The sequence below is a fragment of the Gammaproteobacteria bacterium genome, assembly GCA_030680605.1.
Lineage (GTDB): Bacteria > Pseudomonadota > Gammaproteobacteria > SURF-13 > SURF-13 > JAQBXX01.
In genome coordinates this window covers 1-22369 of the sequence record JAUXUQ010000002.1, presented here as the reverse complement: position 1 = coordinate 22369, position 22369 = coordinate 1, and the positions used below count along the sequence as shown (strand labels likewise).

General features: G+C 60.3%; 24 protein-coding genes. 18 read left to right on the top strand and 6 right to left on the bottom strand.

Translation table 11 applies throughout. From position 1 onward, the window contains the following. Positions 1-86: 86 nt before the first annotated feature. Both ribF and murJ read right to left on the bottom strand, forming a co-directional pair. On the bottom strand, positions 87-1022 hold the full coding sequence (gene ribF, locus Q8L89_01540; GenBank protein ID MDP1707751.1) for a bifunctional riboflavin kinase/FAD synthetase: 936 nt from the start codon (positions 1020-1022) through the stop codon (positions 87-89). Then, positions 1022-2590 carry a murein biosynthesis integral membrane protein MurJ gene (murJ, locus tag Q8L89_01535; protein MDP1707750.1) on the bottom strand — a complete coding sequence of 523 codons (1569 nt, stop codon included), beginning with the start codon at positions 2588-2590 and terminating at the stop codon, positions 1022-1024. Before murJ ends, ribF begins: the two co-directional genes overlap by 1 nt. A 138-nt stretch (positions 2591-2728) precedes the next feature. Here murJ and rpsT point away from each other — a divergent pair, with 138 nt between their 5' ends. Next, positions 2729-2989 carry a 30S ribosomal protein S20 gene (gene rpsT / locus Q8L89_01530; protein MDP1707749.1) on the top strand — a complete coding sequence of 87 codons (261 nt, stop codon included), beginning with the start codon at positions 2729-2731 and terminating at the stop codon, positions 2987-2989. Here rpsT and Q8L89_01525 read toward each other — a convergent pair. After that, positions 2986-3744 carry a DUF1499 domain-containing protein gene (locus Q8L89_01525; protein MDP1707748.1) on the bottom strand — a complete coding sequence of 253 codons (759 nt, stop codon included), beginning with the start codon at positions 3742-3744 and terminating at the stop codon, positions 2986-2988. The genes rpsT and Q8L89_01525 overlap by 4 nt on opposite strands. Before the next feature lie 142 nt (positions 3745-3886). On the opposite strand from Q8L89_01525, the gene Q8L89_01520 reads away from it, so the two are divergent. The 17 genes from Q8L89_01520 to Q8L89_01440 all read left to right on the top strand — a co-directional run bounded on the left by Q8L89_01520 (position 3887) and on the right by Q8L89_01440 (position 18401). Continuing rightward, positions 3887-4726: an ABC transporter ATP-binding protein gene (locus tag Q8L89_01520; GenBank protein MDP1707747.1), complete on the top strand. Its 840-nt coding sequence runs from the start codon at positions 3887-3889 to the stop codon at positions 4724-4726. Next, positions 4723-5505 (top strand): lipid asymmetry maintenance ABC transporter permease subunit MlaE, encoded by a 783-nt coding sequence (gene mlaE, locus Q8L89_01515; GenBank protein MDP1707746.1) that lies wholly within the window; start codon positions 4723-4725, stop codon positions 5503-5505. Before Q8L89_01520 ends, mlaE begins: the two co-directional genes overlap by 4 nt. Next, positions 5506-5988 carry an outer membrane lipid asymmetry maintenance protein MlaD gene (gene mlaD, locus Q8L89_01510; GenBank protein ID MDP1707745.1) on the top strand — a complete coding sequence of 161 codons (483 nt, stop codon included), beginning with the start codon at positions 5506-5508 and terminating at the stop codon, positions 5986-5988. 62 nt (positions 5989-6050) lie between these two features. Then, positions 6051-6713: an ABC transporter substrate-binding protein gene (locus Q8L89_01505; GenBank protein ID MDP1707744.1), complete on the top strand. Its 663-nt coding sequence runs from the start codon at positions 6051-6053 to the stop codon at positions 6711-6713. Next, positions 6710-7039: an STAS domain-containing protein gene (locus Q8L89_01500; GenBank protein MDP1707743.1), complete on the top strand. Its 330-nt coding sequence runs from the start codon at positions 6710-6712 to the stop codon at positions 7037-7039. Before Q8L89_01505 ends, Q8L89_01500 begins: the two co-directional genes overlap by 4 nt. A 63-nt stretch (positions 7040-7102) precedes the next feature. Beyond that, positions 7103-8029, top strand: a complete 927-nt coding sequence (locus tag Q8L89_01495) for an ABC transporter ATP-binding protein (protein ID MDP1707742.1) — start codon at positions 7103-7105, stop codon at positions 8027-8029. Beyond that, entirely contained in the window at positions 8026-8805 is a 780-nt protein-coding gene (locus Q8L89_01490; GenBank protein ID MDP1707741.1) for an ABC transporter permease, read from the top strand. The genes Q8L89_01495 and Q8L89_01490 overlap by 4 nt, the downstream gene beginning before the upstream one ends. Before the next feature lie 192 nt (positions 8806-8997). Further along, a complete protein-coding gene (locus tag Q8L89_01485; GenBank protein MDP1707740.1) occupies positions 8998-9243 on the top strand; it encodes a BolA/IbaG family iron-sulfur metabolism protein in 246 nt (81 codons plus the stop codon). 60 nt (positions 9244-9303) lie between these two features. Then, on the top strand, positions 9304-10563 hold the full coding sequence (murA, locus tag Q8L89_01480) for a UDP-N-acetylglucosamine 1-carboxyvinyltransferase (protein MDP1707739.1): 1260 nt from the start codon (positions 9304-9306) through the stop codon (positions 10561-10563). Positions 10564-10661: 98 nt separating this feature from the next. After that, positions 10662-11318, top strand: a complete 657-nt coding sequence (hisG, locus tag Q8L89_01475) for an ATP phosphoribosyltransferase (GenBank protein ID MDP1707738.1) — start codon at positions 10662-10664, stop codon at positions 11316-11318. Then, the gene (gene hisD, locus Q8L89_01470; GenBank protein ID MDP1707737.1) at positions 11315-12619 is read left to right on the top strand and encodes a histidinol dehydrogenase; all 1305 of its coding nucleotides are present in this window, start codon (positions 11315-11317) and stop codon (positions 12617-12619) included. The genes hisG and hisD overlap by 4 nt, the downstream gene beginning before the upstream one ends. A gap of 63 nt (positions 12620-12682) precedes the next feature. After that, positions 12683-13783: a histidinol-phosphate transaminase gene (gene hisC / locus Q8L89_01465; protein ID MDP1707736.1), complete on the top strand. Its 1101-nt coding sequence runs from the start codon at positions 12683-12685 to the stop codon at positions 13781-13783. Positions 13784-13843: 60 nt separating this feature from the next. Next, positions 13844-14437 (top strand): imidazoleglycerol-phosphate dehydratase HisB, encoded by a 594-nt coding sequence (gene hisB, locus Q8L89_01460; protein ID MDP1707735.1) that lies wholly within the window; start codon positions 13844-13846, stop codon positions 14435-14437. 51 nt (positions 14438-14488) lie between these two features. Beyond that, positions 14489-15136: an imidazole glycerol phosphate synthase subunit HisH gene (gene hisH, locus Q8L89_01455; GenBank protein MDP1707734.1), complete on the top strand. Its 648-nt coding sequence runs from the start codon at positions 14489-14491 to the stop codon at positions 15134-15136. A gap of 15 nt (positions 15137-15151) precedes the next feature. After that, positions 15152-15901: a 1-(5-phosphoribosyl)-5-[(5-phosphoribosylamino)methylideneamino]imidazole-4-carboxamide isomerase gene (gene hisA, locus Q8L89_01450; GenBank protein MDP1707733.1), complete on the top strand. Its 750-nt coding sequence runs from the start codon at positions 15152-15154 to the stop codon at positions 15899-15901. A 73-nt stretch (positions 15902-15974) separates the two neighbouring features. Further along, positions 15975-16739: an imidazole glycerol phosphate synthase subunit HisF gene (hisF, locus tag Q8L89_01445; GenBank protein MDP1707732.1), complete on the top strand. Its 765-nt coding sequence runs from the start codon at positions 15975-15977 to the stop codon at positions 16737-16739. A gap of 141 nt (positions 16740-16880) precedes the next feature. Beyond that, positions 16881-18401, top strand: a complete 1521-nt coding sequence (locus Q8L89_01440) for a SulP family inorganic anion transporter (GenBank protein ID MDP1707731.1) — start codon at positions 16881-16883, stop codon at positions 18399-18401. 84 nt (positions 18402-18485) lie between these two features. Here Q8L89_01440 and Q8L89_01435 read toward each other — a convergent pair whose 3' ends face one another. The 3 genes from Q8L89_01435 to Q8L89_01425 form a co-directional block, all read right to left on the bottom strand. After that, a complete protein-coding gene (locus Q8L89_01435; GenBank protein MDP1707730.1) occupies positions 18486-18887 on the bottom strand; it encodes a hypothetical protein in 402 nt (133 codons plus the stop codon). Positions 18888-19159: 272 nt separating this feature from the next. Continuing rightward, positions 19160-21637, bottom strand: coding sequence for an EAL domain-containing protein (locus tag Q8L89_01430; protein MDP1707729.1), 2478 nt, complete (start codon positions 21635-21637; stop codon positions 19160-19162). A 71-nt stretch (positions 21638-21708) separates the two neighbouring features. Next, a partial coding sequence (locus Q8L89_01425) for a histidine phosphatase family protein (GenBank protein MDP1707728.1) occupies positions 21709-22369 on the bottom strand: 661 nt, incomplete at its 5' end.

Genomic DNA, 22369 nt, shown 5'->3' with positions numbered 1-22369 from the left:
CCCTTATCTGAATCTTAAAAACTCAACGCAAGGTCGCAAAGACGCCAGGAAATAAAAATCTGGCTTTGCGTTCGATATCTTTCATCCTAACGTGAACAATAATTCCGAAAAAATTCACGGGCCTGCTCGCAATCCTGCGCGATGGCCTTTTGCAGTTCGTCGAGCGTCTCAAACCGTATTTCATCCCGCAGCTTGTGCAGAAACTCCACCTGCACATGGCAGCCATAGATGTCTGCATTAAAATCCAGCAGATGTACTTCCAGCAAACAGCGTGTTCCGCCGACCGTGGGCCGCGTGCCGACATTGGCCGCACCCGTCACCGGCTCGCCGGGGATGCCGAACATTTCCACCACAAATACGCCCTGGAACGGCGCCGCCTTGCGGTACAGGTGAATGTTGGCGGTCGGAAAACCCATCTCGCGCCCGCGCTTGTCGCCGTGCGCAACCCGGCCCGACATGCGGTAAGGTCGCCCCAGCCACTGTTCCGCCGCCGCAAAATCACCCTGCGCCAGTGCCTCGCGCACCCGCGTACTGCTCACCCGCACGTTGGCAACGCTGAAGCTGTGCATATTAACAACTTCAAAGCCATGCTGCCTGCCCGCCTCCTGCAACAGGGTGAAATCACCGCGTCGCTGATGCCCGAAGCGGAAGTCATCACCCACCACCAGATAACGCACACCGAGGCCATCAACCAGCAGCGTCTTGATGAAATCCTGCGCCGGCATGTCTGCCAGCTGTTTGTTGAAACGCAGACACACCACGCGGTCGACCGAAAATCGGCGCAGTGCCTGCATCTTTTCGCGAAAGCGCGTTAGCCGGGGCGGGGCTTGTGGAGAAAAATACTCCCGCGGCTGCGGCTCGAAAGTGACCACCACGGTGGGCAGATGCAGCTCGGCACCCTTTTCTGCCAGCTGCCCCAGCACCGCCTGATGCCCCAGGTGCACGCCGTCGAAATTGCCAATGGTTGCCACGCAGCCCCGGTGACCGGCGCGCAAATTGTACAGGCCGCGCACTATCTCCATCAGTCGGCCTTCCCGGGCGCGACCTGCTCCACGGCGGGTTTAAAGAATTCCTTCAGCTTCACACCGGTAAGATACAACATCACCAGATACGCCACTGCCCCTGCACCTATCAGCAGCGCCAGATGTGCCGCGCGCGTCAGCGCCGACCACGCCAGCCAGTCTTGCGCCGCACCGCTGCCAAACCACAGCAGCAGCGCCATCACTGCGTTCGCCGCCAGCACCCGCAGCAGGAATTTCACCCAGCCGGGCTGCGGCTGGTACACGCTCTCCCGCCGCAGTGCACGGTACAGCAGGCCCGCATTGATAAACGCCGCCAGCGCGGTGGCGAGCGCGAGACCCGCATGCTGGAGCGGGAACACCAGTATCACGTTCAGCACCATGTTGGAGAGCATGGCAATGACGCCGATGCGTACCGGTGTGCGCATGTCCTGCCGGGCATAAAATGCCGGCGCCAGAATCTTGATAAAAATATAGCCCGTCAAGCCGATGCTGAAAGCCATCAGGCTGCGCGCCGACATCGCCACATCGTGGGCGCTGAATGCGCCGTAGTGGAACAGGGTCGTCAGCAGCGGGCTCGCGAGCAGCAGCAGCCCGACCGTGGCCGGTGCGCCTATCAGCACCACCCAGCGCAGCGCCCAGTCCAGCGTGCGCGAAAACTCCGAGGCCGAGGCCTCCGTGTGTTTCTGCGACAGCGCCGGCAGGATGACCGTGGCGAGTGCGATACCGAACACGCCGAGCGGAAACTCCACCAGCCGGTCGGCGTAATACAGCCACGACACGCTGCCCGCCACCAGAAACGAGGCAATCAGGGTATCAAACAACAGGTTGATCTGGGTGACCGACACGCCGAACAGCGCCGGAATCATGAGCTTCACGATGCGCCGCACGCCGCTGTCCTTCCAGCCCCAGCGCGGTCGCGGCAGCAGGCGCAGCTTTTTCAGATACGGCAGCTGAAACCCCAGTTGCACCAGCCCGCCCAGAAACACGCCCCAGGCCAGCGCGGTGATGGGCCGCTCCAGATGCGGCGCCAGCCAGATGGCGGCGGCAATCATGGCCAGATTGAGAAACACCGGCGTGAAGGCGGGCACACCGAAGCGGCCATAAGTGTTCAACACACCACTCGCCAGCGCCGCCAGCGATACAAATAGAAGGTAGGGGAAGGTGATGCGCAGCATCTCGACCGTCATGCCGTAGCGCTCCGGCTCGTCGAGAAAGCCGGGGGCGAACAGCATGACCACCAGCGGGGCGGCCACCACCCCGATCAGCGTCATGCCAAACAGCACCACCCCCAGCGTGCCGGTGACACGGTCGGCCAGTTCCTGCACCTCGGCGTGACTGCGCTGAGTCTTGTATTCGGTGAGGATGGGCACGAAGGCCTGCGAAAACGAGCCCTCGGCAAACAACCGGCGCCAGAAGTTGGGGATACGGAAGGCGACGAAAAAGGCGTCCGCGCCGCTGCCGGCGCCAAACAGGCGGGCAATCACCATGTCGCGCACAAAGCCCAGCACGCGCGAAATCAGGGTGACGGCGCCCACAGTGGCGGTGGATTTGAGTAGATTCTTGCTCAGCGCAATGCCCTGACCGGATTTTTGATAACCGTTAAGTGGTCGAATTATCGCAGAAAACAGGGCCTCAGCGCCAATCGCACATTGACGTGCAGGCCTCAAATTCGGATAATACTCCGTTCGGAATTCAGGAGATTTACCGTGGCCAACACCCTACAAGCCAAAAAGCGCGTACGGCAGGCGGAAAAGCACCGCCAGCTCAACGTCGATCAGCGCTCCTCACTGCGCACCAGCGTCAAAAAAGCCGTGCAGGCGATCGCCTCCGGTGACAAGACACGTGGCACCAGCGCCTACAAAGATGCGGTTTCCGAGCTGGACACCACGGCCCGCAAAGGCCTCATCCACAAGAACAAGGCCGCCCGCCACAAGAGCCGCCTTAACACACGCCTGCACGCCCTCTAAAAACTGCTGTTCCCCAGTTTTTCCAGATAGTCCCGTATCCGTTGTGCGTTAACGCCCAGATCACTCACGCCCACGCGTGAGAGGGAACGCACATCGATACGGCTGCCCGCCCCGGCCGGGGTGAGGCGCACCACCACGTCATCCTTGAAACCGAACCAGAAGGTGGTAGCCGTGGCCTCAATGCGGCCAGCAGCCTGATTGGCCTCGACGATCTCCCAGCCCATGGCCTGTGCGACCGCCAACGCCTGCGCAAACACCTGCGCCGGCGGCGCTGCCAGCGTCAACGGCTGGATATCCGGATAAAACTGTTTTTGCAGCGCGGCAACTGACACACCGCCATACTCTGGGGTATTCGACGCCCCGGCACGCAGCGGCAGCACGGCCACGAATGCTGGCGGATTGCCCAGATCGGTGCTGATGTCATGAATCATGGGCAGGCCGCGGGCGCTGTAGAGCGTATGCAGTGGCACCCACACACCGGCCAGGCCTGCGGCCAGCGCCACCATCGCCCAGCCTCGCCCGCGCAGACGACGACACGCCACGAACCACAGCCCCAGCAGCGACAAAGGTACCGAGATCACGGCCCCGATCGCCGCATATTTCAGTAGCGAGAAACCGGCGCCAAACGTCCACCAGCCCCAGCGCACGCCGAGACCCGCCATTACTGCACCCGTAACAGCACCCAGCGCGAGCAACAGGGCGAATTTCACCCCGCTCGACAGGCGCCGCGTTTCTGCTGGGTCGCTGGAATACATGTCCACCAGTGTAGCCGCAGCCCCTGTATCCGTCGAGCGCTCGGGCGGGCGCGCAAGTTGACTTCCACAGGCCTGTTCCGGATACTTGGGCGTTGTTGGTAATACATGACCCCTGCCGCCACCGGCCCATGCCAGACACCCCATGCCAGACACCCCCGACACCACTGACCACGAGCCCCTGGTGAAGATCCGCGGCCTGCGCTTTGCGCGCGGCGAACGCATGATCTTCGACGGCGTGGACATCGACATCCCGCGCGGCAAGGTGACCGCCATCATGGGGCCCTCCGGCACCGGCAAGACCACCTTGCTGCGCTTGATCGGCGGCCAGCTGCGCCCGCTCGCGGGCAGCATCGTGGTAGACGGCCAGCCGGTGCCGCAACTCGGGCGCGGGGCGCTGTACCAGTTGCGCAAGCGCATGGGCATGCTGTTTCAGAGCGGCGCCCTGCTCACCGATCTCGACGTCTTCGATAATGTGGCCTTTCCGCTGCGTGAACACACGCGCCTGCCGGAAACCCTGATCCGCGATCTGGTGCTGATGAAGCTGCACCAGGTCGGCCTGCGCGGGGCACGGCACCTGATGACCAGCGAACTCTCCGGCGGCATGGCGCGGCGCGTGGCGCTGGCGCGCGCCATTGTGCTCGACCCCATGATGATCATGTACGACGAGCCATTCACCGGGCAGGATCCAATCTCGCTCGGCACCATCGTGCAACTGATTCACGCGCTCAACAAGGCACTCGGGCTGACCAGCATCATCGTGTCGCACGACGTGCAGGAAACTGCCGCCATCTCCGACTATATTTATGTGCTCTCCGGCGGCAAGGTGGTCGGTCATGGCACGCCTGAGGCGCTTGAACAGTCCGACTCACCCTGGGTACAGCAGTTCATGCACGGGCAGGCCGACGGCCCGGTGCCGTTCCATTACCCGGCGACGGACTACGCCGAAGATTTGTTCAATAACCACGGCCGGGGCGGGGCATGATCGGCACGCTGCGCAAGCTGGGTCGCTGGGGGCTGAAGCGCTTCGAACGGCTGGGGCGCGGGCATCTTTTTCTGGTGCAGGTAGTAAGCGGCTTGCCGGCGCTGTTGACGCGCCCGCGCCTGACACTGCAACAGATTTACGCCACTGGCGTATTGTCACTGGTCATCATCATCGTGTCGGGCCTGTTTGTCGGCATGGTGCTGGGCCTGCAGGGCTATAATACGCTGGTGGATTTCGGCGCCGAGGAGTCGCTCGGCGTGCTGGTAGCACTGTCGCTGGTACGCGAGCTGGGGCCGGTGATCGCAGCCCTGTTGTTTGCCGGCCGTGCGGGTTCTGCGCTCACCGCCGAGATCGGCCTGATGAAGGCGACGGAACAGTTGTCCGCCATGGAAATGATGGCGGTGGATCCGCTGGCGCGTGTAGTCGCGCCGCGCCTGCTGGGCGGTTTTATTGCCATGCCGCTGCTGGCGGCGATGTTCAGCGCGGTGGGTGTGTTGGGCGGCTATTTTGTCGGTGTCGGACTGCTGGGTGTGGATGACGGCTCGTTCTGGTCGCAGATGCAGTCCAAGGTCGATCTGCAGGAAGACATCCTGAATGGCGTGATCAAGAGCGTGGTGTTCGGCTTCGTGGTTACCTGGATCGCGGTGTTTGAAGGCTATGACGCTGTGCCCACATCAGAAGGCATCAGCCGCGCCACCACGCGCACGGTGGTAAACAGTTCGCTCGCGGTGCTGGGGCTGGATTTTGTATTGACTGCGCTAATGTTCGGAGATTTTTAAATGATGCAGACTAAGACTATTGAAATCGCCGTCGGCCTGTTCGTGGCGGCGGGATTGGCCGCACTGTTCGTGCTGGCCATGAAGGTCAGCAACCTCTCGGCCTTCACGGATGACGCCGGCTATCAACTGGTCGCCAAGTTCGACAACGTGGGCAGCCTCAAGACCGGTGCACCGGTCAGCATCGCGGGCGTCCGCGTAGGGCGCGTGGCCGGCATCGGCATCGACAAAATCACACACGAGGCCGTGGTCAGGCTCAATATCAACAAGGACTACACCGACATCCCGGCCGATACCAGCGCCAGCATCCTGACGGCCGGCCTGCTGGGCGAGCAATATGTCAGCCTGGAGCCGGGTGGCGATATCAAGCCGCTCAAGGCCGGCGACGAAATCAAGCTGACCCAGCCCGCCCTGGTGCTGGAGAAGATCATCGGCCAGTTCCTGTTCAGCAAGGCTCAGGAAGGCCCCTCCCAAAATAGTCCATAACAGCCATTTGCATTATAATAGGCAACTGCGCACGTGGTACCTTTACTGGAGCACACTGAGATATGATGCTGATAGCACGAACACTGTTGGCCGGGCTACTGACCGTCGCTGCAAGCACGGCGGGCAGCACGGCTTATGCTGACACCCCCCCGCAAGACGTGGTGCGGCAGGCCTCGGATCGCATGATCGCCGCCCTCAAGGCCGAGCGTGATGTGATCAAGGCCGATCCTGCGCGTCTCTACCCGCTGGTGGAGGAAATTATCCTGCCTCACTTTGATTTCGAGCGCATGTCGCGCTGGGTGCTCGGCAAGCACTGGCGCACCGCGAGCGACACCCAGAAGGCCGCCTTCGTGAATGAATTCCGCGCCCTGCTGGTACGCACCTACGCCACTGCGATGGCCGAATACCGTGACCAGGAAATCATCTACCTGCCGTTCAAGGGTGAAACCTCCGCCGATGACGCCACCGTCAGGAGCGAGATACGCACACCCGGCGCACCATCCATTCCCGTGAACTACAGCCTGTACTTGAAAGGCAGCCAATGGAAGGTGTACGACGTCGTCATCGATGGCGTAAGCATGGTCGCCAACTACCGCTCCACATTCTCCAACGAGATCAGGCAGGGCGGGCTGGATGGATTGATCGCCAAGCTGGTCACCCGCAACCAGCAAAATGACAAGAGCACAGCCGCCACGGCCCCGCTCAATCACGCCGCCGCCCAGTGAGCGCCCTTACACCCATCTCGGGCAGTGCAGGACATTTTCAACTGGCGGGCGATCTGAGTTTCGCCACCGTGCCACAGGTGTACCTGGAAACGGACACTTTGTTTGGCAGCCCCGAGGCAGCACTGGTGCTCGACCTCAGCCGCGTCGAACGCACCGACAGCGCCGGGCTGGCACTGCTGGTAGAGTGGCTGCGGCAGGCCCGGCGCCTGCATAAAAATCTGCACTTTCGGGCCATCCCGGAACAGCTATTGGCCATCGCCCAGGCCAGTGGCGTGGAGGCCGTGCTACCGCTGTCGAACCATGAGGCGCAACACCCGCCTGCCTAAGCGGGCCTGTCTCCCTCGTAAGCTTTCTGCGCGTGCGCTCCTACGCGCCACACCTGAGTACTGATGAATTCTGCCGTCACCATCACTGACATCCACAAGCACTACCCGGGCGTGCACGCCCTGCAAGGCGTGGACTTCAGCATCGCACGCGGCGAGTTCTTCGGCCTGCTGGGACCCAACGGCGCCGGCAAGTCGACACTGATCAATATCCTCGCGGGCCTGACCCGCGCCGATGCCGGCCAGGCCGCCATTCTCGGCCATGATGTCATCCGCGGCTACCGCGCGGCGCGCCATGCGCTCGGCGTGGTGCCGCAGGAACTGCTCTATGATCCCTTTTTCAGCGTGCGCGAGGTGCTACGTCTGCAGGCCGGTTATTTCGGCCACGGTCGCGCATACGCCGCATGGATTGATGAACTGCTCACCACCTTAAGCCTGACGGACAAAGCCGACACCAGCATTCACGCCTTGTCCGGCGGCATGAAGCGACGCGTACTGATCGCGCTGGCGCTGGCCCACAAGCCCCAGGTGCTGGTGCTGGACGAACCCACGGCAGGCGTGGATACCGAACTGCGGCGCATGCTGTGGGAATTCACCCGCCGCCTGCACCGCGATGGCGTCACCGTGGTGCTGACCACACACTACCTCGCCGAGGCCGAGGCGCTGTGCGACCGCATCGCCATTCTCGACCACGGACGGCTGGCGGCACTCGACAGCAAGACTGCCCTGTTGCAGCGCCACCCTTATCGCATGTTGTGCCTGAGCGTCAGCGACAACGAACGCGCCCTGCCGCCCGCATTGACACCACTGCTGGTCACGCGTGAGGCGCAGCACATCAAACTGCGGCTGCACAAACAACATGACGCCATCGCCGACGTCCTCGACGCATTGCGCGACGCCGGTTTTGGCATCACCGATCTCTACACCCAGGAGCCGGGGCTGGAAGAAGTCTTTCTCCAGATTACCGCCCCGCCCACGGCAGGCCACGCATGAAGACCCACGCCTTCAGCAATCCACGCGGCCTGTTGGCCCTGTTCTGGAAGGAGGTCTGGCGCTTCCTGAAGGTGACGGTGCAGACACTGCTCACGCCCATTACGGTGACACTGCTGTATCTGCTGATCTTTCAGCAGGTGTTGACCGATCACGTACAGGTCTACGACGGTATCGGCTATACCGCCTTTCTGGTGCCCGGTCTGGTCATGATGGCGGTGATCCAGAATGCCTTTGCCAACAGCTCCTCCAGCCTGATTCAATCCAAGGTCAACGGCAGCCTGGTGTTTGTGCTGCTGGCGCCGCTCTCCAGCGCCGAGCTGTATCTTGCCTATGTGGGCGCAGCGATGCTGCGCGGCCTGCTGGTGGGCGTGGGCGTCTATCTGGCAGCGCTGGCATTCACCGACCTGCAGCTCGCGCATATCGGCGGCATGATCGCCTTCGCATTACTGGCCAGTCTGGTGTTGGGCGCGCTCGGCATCGTGGTGGCGATTCTGGCCGACACCTATGAGCAGCTTTCCGCGCTGCAAAATTTCATCATCGTCCCACTGTCATTTCTGAGTGGCGTGTTTTACTCCATTCATGACCTGCCGCCGCTGTGGCATGATGCCTCGCGCCTGAACCCGTTTTTCTACATGATTGACGGCTTCCGCTACAGCATGCTCGGCGTCTCCGATGTCACACCGCTGCTGAGTCTGACCATTACCGCCGGTTTTGCGGTAGCGATCAGTGCCGTATGCCTGTTTTTACTGCAAAAAGGTTACAAAATCCGTGCTTAACCGGTATGCTAGCAGCGTGCTGACAAGCACGCTGCTAGCGCGGTATAGGGATATACCGCCATTTTTCAAAGACGAAAGGTCTTTGAAAAATGAAGAAAAAGAAAAATCACATTTTTTCGTTTTCGCGTCAGAGTAAGACCAGGGATGGTCTTACTCTGACATCTAACTAATACCCCATTGCAGGCCGCCACTATGGATGCTGAAACCATCAAACGCATGATCGAAGCCGGGCTGCCCGACAGCCAGGCACAGGTCAGCGGCGAAGACGGCAGCCACTTTGAGGCCATCGTGGTCAGCGCGGCCTTTGCGGGCAAAACCCCGGTACAGCAACACCGCCTGGTCTACGCCACGCTCGGCGACAGCATGCACTCGGCCATTCACGCCCTCGCCCTGCGTACACTTACCCCTGCCGAATGGCAGGCCACGCAATCTACATGACCATCCGCCAACAGCAGGAACACACGCCACACCCTGCCCTCTGCTACCTGTTACAACACCATGGATAAATTAATCATCACCGGCGGCCAACCGCTGCACGGCGAAATTCGTATCTCCGGCGCGAAGAATGCCGCACTGCCGATACTGGCCGCCACCTTGCTCGCCGACACACCCCTGACGGTGTGCAATGTCCCGCACCTGCACGACATCACCACCACCATGGAATTGCTGGGCAGCATGGGTGTGCATCTGACGGTGGACGAGCGCCTCAACATCGAGGTGGATGCGCGCCCGATCAAGAAACTCTATGCACCGTATGAGTTGGTCAAAACCATGCGCGCGTCGATTCTGGTGCTGGGACCGATGCTGGCGCGCTACGGCCAGGCCGAGGTTTCCCTGCCCGGGGGTTGCGCCATCGGTCCGCGCCCGGTCAACCTGCACATCCAGGGATTGGAGGCGATGGGGGCGAAAATCACGGTGGAGAACGGCTATATCCGCGCCAGCGCCAAACGCCTGCATGGCGCACATCTGGTGCTGGACAAGATCACCGTCACCGGCACCGAAAACCTGATGATGGCGGCCACCCTCGCAGCGGGCACCACGGTGATTGAAAACGCGGCGCTTGAGCCGGAGGTAGTCGACCTCGCCAACTGCCTGATCAACATGGGCGCCCGTATCAGCGGCGCAGGCACCAGCAGCATCACCATCGAAGGCGTTGAGCGCCTGTCCGGCACCCGCTACAGCGTGCTGCCCGACCGCATTGAAACCGGCACCTATCTGGTCGCTGCGGCGATCACCGGCGGACACGTGAAACTCAAGGGCACACGCCCGGGCCTGCTGGATGCCGTGCTGGAAAAACTGCGCGAGGCGGGCGCCACGATTGATACCGGGGAGGACTGGATTGAGCTCGATATGCAGGGACGGCGGCCCAAGGCGGTAGACATACACACCGCGCCCTACCCGGCCTTCCCTACCGACATGCAGGCGCAATTCACCGCGCTCAACAGCATTGCCGATGGCATCGGCAGAGTCTCCGAGACCGTGTTCGAAAACCGCTTCATGCACATACACGAACTGAAGCGCATGGGCAGCGACATCAGCCTTGACGGCAATACGGCCACCACCCGGGGCGTGGACAGCCTCACGGCTGCGCCGGTCATGGCCACTGACCTGCGTGCTTCGGCCAGCCTGGTGCTGGCGGGGCTGGTGGCGAAAGGCGTCACCGTCGTGGATCGCATCTATCACATCGACCGCGGCTATGAGTGCATTGAAGAAAAACTCACACAACTCGGCGCCACCATCCACCGGGTGCCTGGCTAAAGACAGAGAAAAGCGGCAAGAGACAAGTGAAAAGCCATCATCAAGCATATTTTCCACTTGTACCTTGTATCTTTTCTCTTCTTAATTAAACATAAGACATGACCAGTAATACACTGACCATTGCGCTGTCAAAGGGCCGCATCTTCAAGGAGACGCTGCCGTTGCTCGCGCACGCCGGTATTATTCCCCTTGATGATCCCGATACCAGCCGCAAGCTGGTGCTGGATACCAGCCAGGACGATGTGAAGCTGGTAATCATCCGTGCCGCCGATGTACCCACCTATGTTGAATACGGGGCGGCGGATCTCGGCGTGGCGGGCAAGGATGTGCTGATGGAGTATGGCGGCGACGGATTGTATGAACCGCTTGATCTCCACATTGCACGCTGCCGGATGATGGTTGCTGGCAGGCAGGAACCCATGCAGCACACGCGCCGCCTGCGGATTGCCACCAAATATACCGACGTGACCCGCCGCTACTATGCGGCACTGGGCATGCAGGTGGAAATCATCAAGCTCTACGGCTCGATGGAGCTGGCGCCGCTGGTCGGTCTCGCCGATCGCATCGTCGATCTGGTCGATACCGGAAACACGCTGAAGGCGAATGGCCTGCAGCCGCTGGAGCACATTGCCGACATCAGCGCCCGCCTGGTGGTCAACAAGGCCTCGATGAAAATGAAGCACATACGCATCAAGCGAGTTGTGGCACAGCTTGCAGCAGCAGTCGCAGAGACAGCCGCCCGGCAACCCACATGAAACGTCTGGACAGCACCCAAGCCGACTTCCAGGCACAACTGGATGGACTGCTGGCCTGGGAAGAGGTTGCAGATGAAGGCATTGAGCGCAGTGTGCGCGAGATCGTGCACACGGTGCGCACACGCGGCGACGCCGCGCTGCTGGAATATACCGCACGCTTTGACCAGGTCAGCGCCGCTGCTGTAAGCGCACTGGAAATCTCCAAGACACGCATGCAGGCAGCGCTCGCTGAATTGCCGCAGGCGCAGCATGCTGCACTGCTGACGGCGGCGGAGCGTATTCGCAGCTACCACGAGCACCAGAAAATGCAATCGTGGTCATACCGCGAAGCCGACGGCACGCTGCTCGGCCAGCAGATCACTGCTCTCGATCGCGTCGGCCTGTATGTCCCCGGCGGCAAGGCGGCCTACCCCTCATCGGTGCTGATGAATGCGCTGCCCGCCAAGGTTGCGGGCGTGGGTGAACTCATCATGGTGGTACCGACACCGCACGGTGTGGTCAACGCACTGGTACTGGCCGCAGCTGCCGTAGCGGGCGTGGATCGCATCTTCACCCTGGGCGGGGCACAGGCCGTGGCCGCACTGGCCTATGGCACGGAGACCGTGCCACGGGTGGACAAGATCGTCGGCCCCGGCAACATCTATGTCGCCAGCGCCAAGCGGCTGGTATTCGGTACCGTCGGCATCGACATGATTGCAGGCCCGTCGGAAATACTGGTGCTCAGCGACGGCTCGGCCAATCCCGACTGGATCGCCATGGACCTGTTCTCGCAGGCCGAGCACGACGAACAGGCGCAGGCGCTGCTGGTCAGCCCCGATGGCGCATGGCTCGATCAGGTCGCGGCCAGCATCGAGCGTCTGTTGCCCACGCTGGAGCGTGCCGACATCGTGCGCCGCTCGCTGGGGACGCGGGGTGCTCTGATACAGGTACGCAACCTCGACGAGGCCGTCGACATCGCCAACTTTATTGCGCCCGAACATCTGGAGCTGGCACTGGATGACGCCGAGCCATGGGCCGCGCGCATCCGCCACGCCGGGGCGATCTTCATGGGCCACTACACGCCCGAGGCCATCGGCGACTACTGCGCGGGACCGAATCATGTACTGCCCACATCACGCACGGCGCGCTTCAGTTCTCCGCTCGGCGTCTACGACTTCCAGAAACGCAGCAGCCTGATCCAGTGCTCGGCCAGCGGTGCCGCAGAACTGGGCAAGATCGCGTCGGTACTCGCGCGCGGCGAAGGTCTCACGGCGCACGCGCGGTCGGCGGAATATCGTACAAACAGTGGCGAGGATCATTAACACGTCTGCACTCGAGGCTATTCCTCGCCACTAGCAACTAGCAACTAGCAACTAGCAACTTATATGAAAAACCCTCTCACACAACTCGTGCAATCCCTTATCCGTCCCGAGATACGTGCACTCTCTGCCTATCACGTGCCCGATGCGCGCGGGCTGATCAAACTCGACGCGATGGAAAACCCCTATACCTGGCCGCCGGAGATCATCGACTCCTGGCTGGCCCGGCTGCGTGATGCGTCCCTCAACCGTTATCCCGACCCGGCGCCGCAGGCGCTGTGCGCCAGCCTCAAGGCCGGCATGGCGGTACCGGAGGGCTGTGCCGTACTGCTCGGCAATGGCTCGGATGAGTTGATCCAGATGATTGCGCTGGCACTGAGTGGCCCCGGGCGCGTCCTGCTGACACCGGAACCGGGCTTTGCCATGTACCGCATCATTGCGGATATTGCCGCCATGACTTATGTCGGCGTGCCGCTGGTGGATGACTTCGCGCTTGATCGCGCCGCGATGCTGCGCGCCATCGAACAGCACCAGCCTGCTGTCATATTCCTCGCCTACCCCAACAACCCCACCGGCAACCTGTTTGACGATGACAGCGTGCGCGCAGTAATCGAGGCCGCCCCCGGTCTGGTGGTGCTGGATGAGGCCTACCACGCCTTTGCGGCGCGAAGCTGGATGCCGCAACTGCCGCACTACCCGAACCTGCTGGTCATGCGCACCCTGTCAAAAATGGGTCTAGCCGGGCTGCGCCTCGGCCTGCTGGCCGGTGCCCCGCTGTGGCTGGATGAGTTCAACAAGCTGCGGCTGCCTTACAACATCAATGTACTGACACAGATCAGCGCGGCATTTGCACTGGAGCATGCCGCCCTGCTGGACGAGCAAACCACCCGCATCCGCACTGCGCGCGAACTGCTGCTGCGCGAGATGCAGACACTGCCCGGCATCACGGCCTACCCCAGCCAGGCCAATTTCATACTGTTTCGCGCAGGATCCGGACGCGGCCCTGCCCTGTTCGAGACCCTCAAGCAGGCCGGCATACTGATCAAAAATATGCATGCATCAAACCCCGCACTGCGAGACTGCCTGCGCGTCACTGTGGGCACGACGCGGGAAAACGAGGCCTTTACCAGTGCGCTGCGCGCAGCGCTGACCCCTGAAAATACCTGAGTGTACGCAACCCACATCGCTGTTATAATTAACCCACAGTTACCCAACACCACAGACCCCATGTCTCAGCGTAAAGCGAGCATACAACGCGGCACCCTGGAAACCAGCATCGAGGCCACGGTCAATCTGGACGGTGGCGGGACATCGCGCCTGCACACCGGTATCGGCTTTCTTGACCACATGCTCGACCAGGTTGCCCGTCATGGCCTGATTGATCTCGACATCAAGGCCCAGGGCGATCTGCACATCGACGCGCACCACACCGTGGAAGACATCGGCATCACCCTCGGTCAGGCCTTCGCCAAGGCGCTCGCTGACAAACAGGGCATCCGCCGCTATGGTCACGCCTACGTGCCGCTGGACGAAGCACTGTCGCGCGTAGTCATCGATTTCTCCGGCCGCCCCGGCCTCGACTACCACGTCGAGTATCCGCGCGCGCGCATCGGAGAATTCGATGTTGACCTGCTGCACGAGTTTTTCCAGGGCTTCGCCAATCATGCACTGGTCACGCTGCATATCGACTGCCTGCGCGGCAAGAATGCACATCACATCGCCGAGACCATATTCAAGGCGTTCGGGCGTGCGCTGCGCATGGCCGTCGAGCGTGATGAGCGCATGCAGGGGAAGCTGCCATCCACCAAAGGGTCGCTCTAACCCACTACGCCGCCTGCCTGCACTTCTGATGCACGCTCCGAACCCTATATAATGAACGATGTTGCCGTCATCGACTACGGTATGGGCAACCTGCGCTCCGTCGCCAAGGCGCTGGAACACATCGCGCAGAAAGATACGCGCGTAGTGGTCAGCAACGACCCGCAGCAAATTATGAATGCCGCACGCGTCGTATTTCCCGGCCAGGGCGCAATGCGCGACTGCATGAAGGAACTGCAACGGCTGGAGCTCGACGCCGTGGTGCGCGAGTGCGTGAAAAACAAACCGTTCCTTGGCATCTGCATGGGCATGCAGGTGCTGCTCGACTCCAGCGAGGAAAATAACGGCTGGCCTGGCCTTGGCGTGATTCAAGGCAGCGTGCGGCGTTTTGCCGACCACATGACAGACGCCAGTGGCGCACGGCTCAAGGTACCGCACATGGGCTGGAACCAGGTGCGTCAGGCCCACGCGCACGCCTTGTGGCAGGGCATTCCGGATCAGAGCCGGTTTTATTTCGTGCACAGTTATTATGCGCAGCCGTCCGATCACAACCTGGCGGCCGGACTCACCTCTTATCCCACCGAATTCACCTCGGCCATTGCACGCGACAATGTCTTCGCCGTGCAGTTTCACCCGGAAAAAAGCGAGCGCCACGGCCTTGCCCTGCTCAAGAATTTTTTACACTGGAATGGTACTGTCTAAAACGAGGGTGTTGGAATGCTATTAATCCCCGCAATCGATCTTAAAGACGGAAAATGCGTACGCCTGCGCCAGGGGCGCATGGATGATGAAACCGTATTTTCCGATGACCCACTCGCGGTCGCCGCTCGCTGGGTGAAAGAAGGTGCGCGCCGCCTGCACATCATCGACCTGAACGGCGCATTTGCCGGCAAGCCCGTCAATGCCGAGGTCATCCACCGCATCACCCAAAGCCATCCCGACTTGCAGATTCAAGTCGGCGGCGGCATTCGCGATGAGGATACCATTCAGACCTACCTCAATGCCGGCGTAAGCTATGTCATCCTCGGCACCAAAGCCGTCAACACACCACACTTCGTGGCCGACATGTGCCTGGAGTTTCCCGGCCACATCATCGTCGGACTGGATGCAAAAGACGGCAAGGTGGCGATCGACGGCTGGTCAAAACTCTCCAACCACGACGTCATTGACCTTGCCCAGCGCTTCCAGAAAGACGGCGTCGAGGCGATCATCTACACCGACATCGGACGCGACGGCATGCTGCACGGCATCAATATCGAATCTACCGTTGCGCTCGCGCAGGCCATTACCATCCCCGTCATCGCCTCCGGCGGTATCACCAACCTCGACGACATCCGCGCACTGTGCAAGGTGGCGCATGAGGGCATCATGGGCGCGATCACCGGGCGGGCAATCTACGAAGGCACGCTGGATTTTAAAACCGGCCAGGCGCTGGCCGATACGCTGTCTGGCCAACATCCGGCATAACCTGGCGCCTCAACTGCTTATGCTGTATTCTCGCTACTCGCTACTCGCTACTCGCCACTCGTTACTGATTCTTATGGGTTTAGCCAAACGCATTATCCCCTGCCTCGACGTGGACAAAGGCCGCGTCGTCAAGGGCGTACGCTTTGTCGAGCTGCGCGATGCGGGCGACCCGGTGGAAATAGCGCAGCGCTACAACGACGCTGGCGCCGACGAGTTGACATTTCTCGACATCACCGCCAGTTCCGACGAGCGCGACACCATTATCCATGTGGTTGAGGAAGTCGCCAGCCAGGTCTTCATACCACTTACCGTTGGCGGCGGCATCCGCAACATCAGCGACATCCGGCGCATGCTCAATGCCGGTGCCGACAAGGTCGGCATCAACACCGCCGCCGTCGCCAACCCCGAATTCGTCAGGGAAGCCGCCGAGCGCTTCGGCTCCCAGTGCATCGTAGTCGCCGTGGATGCCCGCCAGGTGCCGGGTGAAAATCGCTGGGAGGTATACACTCACGGCGGGCGCAAGGCCACCGGCATCGACGTCATTGCCTGGGTGAAAAAAATGGCCGACTACGGCGCCGGTGAAATCCTGCTCACCAGCATGGATCGCGACGGTACCAAGAGCGGTTTCGACATCGCACTCACGCGCGCCGTAAGCGAAGCCGTCAGTGTGCCGGTCATCGCCTCCGGCGGCGTCGGCACCCTCGACCATCTGGTAGCAGGCGTACGGGAAGGCGAGGCCGACGCCGTACTCGCCGCCAGCATCTTCCACTTCGGCGAGTACACCATCGCCCAGGCCAAGCAACGCATGGCCGAATGCGGGATTGAGGTCAGGGCATAGAAATCCCAACCCCCTGACTGCGTCACACGATTTGGCGGTGCTGTCGGGTGACAACCCAGACACCCGCTACATACACTGTTGAATCTGCTGTTTTCCCTGCCCCACACACGAGCAGTGCCTTTATTTTTATGGAGTCTATGAGTGGGCATTAACAAATTTTCAGAAACCAAAACCAATATCCTGAGCGGCCTGACCGTTGCGCTGGCGCTGGTACCTGAGGCGATCGCCTTTGCGCTGGTGGCACACGTGCACCCGCTGGTCGGGCTGTATGCCGCCTTCATGGTGAGCTTGATCACATCACTGTTCGGCGGTCGCCCGGGCATGATCTCCGGCGCAACAGGGGCGCTGGCAGTCGTGATGGTGGCGCTGGTCGTGGAACATGGCGTGGAGTATCTGTTTGCCAGCGTGGTGTTAATGGGGGCGCTGCAAATTTTGTTCGGGCTGGCGAAGTTCGGCAAATTCATCCGCATGGTGCCGTATCCTGTGATGCTGGGCTTTGTAAATGGCCTGGCTATCGTGATCTTTCTGGCCCAGCTGAATCACTTCAAGGTGACTACGCCTGATGGCATCTCAAGCTGGATGCAGGGCGCGCCGCTCTACATCATGCTGGGTTTGATTACGCTGACCATGCTAATCATCTATCTGCTGCCCAGGATAACCAAGGCCGTACCCGCGACACTGGCGGCGATTGTTGCCGTTTCCGCACTGGTCATTTTCAGCGGCATGGAAACCAAGACCGTGGGCGACCTTGCCTCCATCAAGGGTAGGCTGCCGGAATTCCACATCCCCAGCGTAGCGCTCAACTGGGATACGCTCGCCATCATCTTCCCCTACAGCCTGGTGCTGGCAGGCATTGGCCTGATTGAGTCGCTGCTTACCTTGAACCTGATTGATGACATGACACAGACGCGCGGCAAACCAAATCGCGCCTGTGTCGGGCAAGGTGTCGCCAATGTGGTCACCGGGTTCTTTGGCGGCATGGGCGGTTGCGCGATGATCGGGCAAAGCATGATCAACGTCACCAACGGCGCGGTGAAAAACCTTTCCGGTATCGCCGCCGCGCTGTTTCTGCTCAGCTTCATCCTGTTTGCCTCGGAATGGATCGAGATGATCCCGCTCGCAGCACTCATCGGCCTGATGTTTGTGGTGGCGGAAAAAACCTTCGAATGGGGCAGCTTCCGCCTGTTCGGCAAAGTACCGCACGCCGACGTGCTGGTGGGGCTGACGGTCGCGGCCGTCACAGTGCTGGCTGATCTGGCGATGGCGGTCATCGTCGGCGTGATCATATCGGCGCTGGTATTCGCCTGGCAGCAGGCCAGGCACATCAAGGTGCACGTTTCCACCGAAGAGCATGGCTGGAAGGTCTACGACTTGCACGGCCCACTGTTCTTCGCCTCGACGCAGAACTTTATTGCCTTGTTCACACCCAGGGACGACCCGAACGAAGTGGTCATCGATTTCAAAAACGCCTACGTCAAGGATCACTCGGCACTGGAAGCAATTGATATGCTCGCGGAACGCTATACGCAACTGGGGAAGAAGCTGCACCTGCGCCATCTGAGCCCGGATTGCCTGGAGTTGCTCGACAAGGCCAAGGGCATGATTGAAGTAAACGTACTGGAAGACCCGTTGTACCATCCAGCGGACAACCGACTCGGCTGATCGCCCCCTGCACAGACTCCGCCACGCTGCGCGATGGGTAACGCTGTGCTCCACCCATCCTAACGCGCTGCGCCTACCGCACGGCTACCCTCTTGCTATGTGACTAAACAAAAAAGCAAGCAAGTACCAATATGCAGAGAACATCAACAGAAGCTTCCCCCAGAAGCAAGTTAGAGTAGGCCAATGAAAGAATGATGGAGCATCTATATTTTGGCCGTCCTTCACTCCGGACCACTCCTTAACTCGCCAGAAAACCCCCCAAATTAATGCGCCAAGCACATACTGCATAAGATCCAGCGCCAAGCTTAAAATTATCGCAAGACCTGCACTATATAGTGCTTGCGGGACTACATATGACTTGTCTGCTGATTCAACAGTAAATATCCATATGATCGCGATTCCTGCAAACCCAAGCTTGCGTGACACGTCGCTTGCAATACCCGATAACTCGATATAAGCATCACGATAACATTTCAGAGTTGGCATGGTTATAGTTTCAGTTATTGGTAACGCGGGCCCGTCCCACCCGTGCGCAACTTCCGCCTGATGACCTTCTTTGCTACAGCCTTCTTTTAGCAAGCTTTTTACCAACGGTCTTTTTTGCAGCAGCTTTCTTCCCAACCACCTTCTTTGCAGCGGCCATATTACCCCCTGTTTAATAGACTCCGGCTGCTTTACTTATTATTTTAGAGTATCGCAGACGAAGCCAGCACTCTTGGCATTCCAACACAATATATGCCCCCGCACCGGAACAAAGTCTAGATTTTAAAACTTTCAATCGGCACGGGCCTGCTAAACAAGTAGCCCTGATACAGGTGGCAGCCATTGCGGCCGAGGAAGTCGCGCTGCTGTTCCGTCTCCACCCCTTCGGCAATAACCTCCAGCCCAAGGTTGTTGGCCATCCCAATGATGGTCTGAACGATTACCGCATCGCTTGGGTCGGTGGCGATGTCGAACACGAAACTCCGGTCGATCTTGATCTGGTCCAGCGGCAAGCGCTTGAGATAGCTCAATGAGGATTGTCCGGTGCCGAAATCATCCAGCGAGAAGCCTACGCCAGCGATACGTAACGCCTGCATTTTGTCGATACTATCAGCAATGTCGTGCAGCACCAGACTCTCGGTAAGCTCGAGTCCAAGCTTGAGCGGATCAACGCCGGTTTCTTTGAGCGCTTCCAGCACCTGATCGACAAAGTCCGGCTGACGAAACTGCCGCGCGCTGACGTTGACGGCAAGCTGTAAATGACAGGTGAGCGGATCGGCTTGCCACATCTTGAGTTGGGCACAGGCCGTTTGCAGCACCCATCGCCCGATCGGCACGATGAGGCCGGTGTCCTCGGCCAGCGGGATGAATTCCATCGGCGCAACCAGCCCGCGCTCGGGATGCTGCCAGCGCAGCAACGCTTCGGCACCCACAACAACACCTTGCTCATTGACCTGTATCTGATAGTAGAGCTTGAGTTGCTGAAGCGCCAATGCCTGGCGCAGGTCGGCCTCCATGACGGAACGGGCTTCCAGCGCAGCCTGCATCGCGGGATCGAAGAAGCGCAGGGTATTGCGACCGGCGGACTTGGCTTGATACATCGCGCTATCGGCCTGCTTGAGCAGGTCATTCCTCCTGACCTCGTTGCCGTGGAACAGGCTGATGCCAATGCTGGACGAGCCGTGGTGTTCTAACCCCTGGAGGTTGAACGGCTGGTTGATGGAGGCAAGAGCCTTCTCTCCAACAGCTTTGGCCTGGGCTACCGCTTGCTGGGCGTCCGGGCTCAGATCACCAAGGATGACGACGAACTCGTCACCGCCCAGCCGCGCTACCGTATCGTCGCTGCGCACGCAATCCTGGAGACGTTTGGCGACCTCGATCAGCAGTAAATCACCGATGTTGTGACCCTGGGTATCGTTGAGTGTCTTGAAATTGTCCAGATCGATGAACAGGACTGCACCACGGGTCTTGTTGCGAATGCTGTGGGCCAGCGCCTGCCGCAAACGATCCCGCAACAGGCTCCGGTTGGGCAGCTTGGTGAGCGGATCATAGAAAGCAAGCTGGTGTATTTTTTGTTCCGATTCTTTTTGTAGCGTGATGTCGGCATAGACTGCGACATAATGCGTCACCTGTCCGCCCGCATCGGTGACGGCGGTGATGGTAACTCGCCCCGGGAAAATCTCGCCATCCTTGCGCCGGCTCCAGATTTCTCCCTGCCAGTATTTGTCGCGCGCGATAGCCTCCCACATGCTACGGTAAAACTCCGCATCCTGTCGCCCGGATCGGAGCATGGCGGGAGTCTGGCCAATCGCTTCCTCGGCGCTGTAGCCGGTCAAACGAGAGAAGGCGTGGTTGACCCGGATGATGCGTTTATGCTGGTCGGCAATCAGAATGCCCTCCTCCGTCTCGAAGGCTATGGCGGCGATGCGCAGTTCCTGCTCGGCCTTGTCGCGCTGGATCAGCACCTGCCTGAAGGCCTGGATGGCCCGGTTGACGGCGCCGAACTCCTCCCCGCGGTTCGCTGCCGGTTCCGGGATATCGGTATCCCCCCTGACCAGCCGCGAGAGCGCCTCAATGGTGTATTTGATGTCCGACGTGAAGAGTCTGGACAGCAGTATGCTGCTTAGCAAAATGAAAAGAATCGTGGCGCCCAGAATGGTGTTGAACCATAATTTGTTGGCGTTGGATGTAGACTGGACACCGGCGACCCCGGATTGGGCGCCTTCCTGTACCGCATCAATGAAAAACAGAAACTCATTGTTTGCGGCATTGTAGGCCTGATTGGCCTTGAGCGTGAACTGCGTGATCAGCTTTACCTCTACTGACGCCAGGAACACCGTTGATCCCAGCTGATGGCGGTAGTCGAGGAGCCGTTGCCGCAGCCTGTCGGATATCTGCTGCTGGCCGGCGTCAAATTCGAACTTGCTACTGAGCTGATCCAACCCCTCGATGGTTCTATTGACCGCTATGACGCTCTTGCGTCCCTGGGCGTAAACCTGACCCTCGTGCGTCTCTTCTTTCAACGAGGAGGCGAGCAGGCTGATGAACTCGGCGTGATTGGTGGAAAACTCTGAAAACAGCCGGAACATCTCGCGCATCTTGGGCACGTCCCGGCTGACCGTCTGCTCCAGCTGGCTCCTCTGGGTTTCCTGCGCGGACAGAAAAATCGCGCCCAGAACAAGTATAAGCCCCGCCGCAATCACGGGAAGCAGCAGGAACTTCGTCCGGATCGAGAGGTTCGACAGCAGCTTCATTGGTTCAGCGCTCGCATTTCATGTCGTCATCATATGCACGTAGTTGCCGTGCATCCCGCAGGTCGTGGGTATCACTTACCAGTTACCGGCCGGCGGGTTTCTTTATTGCCGCGCACGAACTCCTGCCAATGCGCCGGGGGTAGGGTCGCAATATAGGTGAATTCATCGCCGCCGCCGGGCTTGAATACGATGGCGACGCCCTCCGGCTTGGGCCAGATTCCAGTCGCCTCTTGCAGATTACCGGTATGGCCGGAAAGCACGGTGTTGGTGCCGGGTTCGCGGGGGGCGGTCGCCAGCATTTTTCTCAACGCCTGTGCCCGGCGTTCGGCGGTCGCTTCGTCGGCGTCGACGCCTTGCCGCAGGTCATCGACGATTTCCATGCTGCCGAAGGCGAGTTTCGCGCTATCGATGGCGCGGCAGAAGGGACTGCTGAGCACGGTGGAGACGCGGATACCAAGGGCCTTTATCGCCTCCCCGATCCCGCGCATCTGGTGCCGGCCCTCCTCCGAGAGCGGCCGCTGGGTCTCACAGTTCGCCAGGTTCTGCCGATCCGTATCGTCCAGGGTATGGTCGGTGATGCCGTGGCGGACGTAGATGACGTAGCCGCCTGCCCGCAGCGCCTCCACGAGTTGATGGCCTTCGAGCAGGTTCGGCGGCGGGTCATACTTGCCGGCAGCTTCCGCTGACAGGCTTGGCAACGAAAATAACATCAACCCGGCCGTGAGTAAGGCG